The sequence below is a fragment of the Streptomyces sp. NPDC031426 genome, assembly GCF_055581585.1.
Genome location: NZ_JBVIJE010000113.1, coordinates 1 through 1,200, shown reverse-complemented (window position 1 = coordinate 1,200; position 1,200 = coordinate 1). Strand labels below are relative to the sequence as shown.

General features: G+C 66.3%; 1 protein-coding gene. It reads left to right on the top strand.

Annotation, left to right across the window (positions count from 1 at the left end; genetic code table 11):
- Positions 1 to 91: 91 nt before the first annotated feature.
- Positions 92 to 1,189 carry an IS630 family transposase gene (locus tag ACZ5NH_RS45530; RefSeq protein ID WP_468784379.1) on the top strand — a complete coding sequence of 366 codons (1,098 nt, stop codon included), beginning with the start codon at positions 92 to 94 and terminating at the stop codon, positions 1,187 to 1,189.
- Positions 1,190 to 1,200 lie beyond the last annotated feature (11 nt).

The window sequence follows — 1,200 nt, the reverse complement described above, 5'->3', positions numbered from 1 at the left end:
CTAGTGGCTCGTCACGCAGCCTTGGCCTGGTAATCGATCCGTTGCTCGTCGGCCAGCAGACTGTCTCCAAGACCTGATCTTGGAGGTGGTCGTGGGACGTCGACCGAGTGTGTTCGTCCGGCCGGTCACGATGGACGAGGGCCGGAAGCTGCAGCGGATCAGCCGGACCGCGAAGGACCCGGTGAAACTCCGCCGGGCGATCGTGGTGCTGATGTCCGCCCAGGGCCAGACGGTCAAGGACATCTCCACGCTGATGCAGGTCGGCGAGGACTACGTCCGCGATGTCATCCACGCCTTCAACGAGCGGGGGTTCGACGCGCTGGACCCAAAATGGAGCGGGGGACGCCCCAAGACGATCAGTGACCAGGTGCGCGAGCACATCTGCCTGATCGCCCGGACATCCCCCGCCGACTGGAAGATCACCGCGTTCTCCACCTGGAGCCTGAGCAAGCTCGCCGAGCACCTCATCAAGCAGCGGGTGACCGCAGCCATCAGTCGCGAGACCCTGCGCCGGATCCTGCGCGCCGGCAAGGTCTCCTGGAAGACCACCACTACGTGGAAGGCGTCCACCGACCCGGAGTTCATCACCAAGATGCACCGCATCCTGGCGCTCTACGACACCCCGCCGACGGACGGGCGGGTGATATGCGTCGATGAGTTCGGGCCGCTGAACCTGATGCCCCGCAAGGGCAAGGCCTGGGGGCTGGTGAGGCGTCCGCGCAGGCTGCGGGCCACTTACAACCGCTATGGCGGCGTGCGGCACATGCTCGCCGCCCTCGATCTGGCCACCGGCAAGCTGTACTACCGCATCCGCCCGCGCAAGCGCTGGCGCGAGTTCCTTGGCCTGCTCAAGGCCCTGCGTGCGCGCTGGCCTGGGGAGAAGCTGTATGTGGTGCTGGACAACTTCTCCCCGCACAAGCATGCCCAAGTGCGGGCCTGGACCACGGACAACGACGTCGAGTTGGTCTTCCTGCCGACCTACGGCTCCTGGCTGAACTGGATCGAGGCCGAGTTCGCGGCCTTGCGCTACTTCGCCCTGAACGGCACTGACCATCGCAGCCACGGCGAGCAGAACGCGGCCATTGCGGCCTACGTCCGCTGGCGCAATGCCCGCGCCGAGCCCAAGACGGCGTTCGCGCCCGACTCACCGATCCGGTCCTGGACCGATTACCCGACCAAGGCTGCGTGACGAGCCACTAG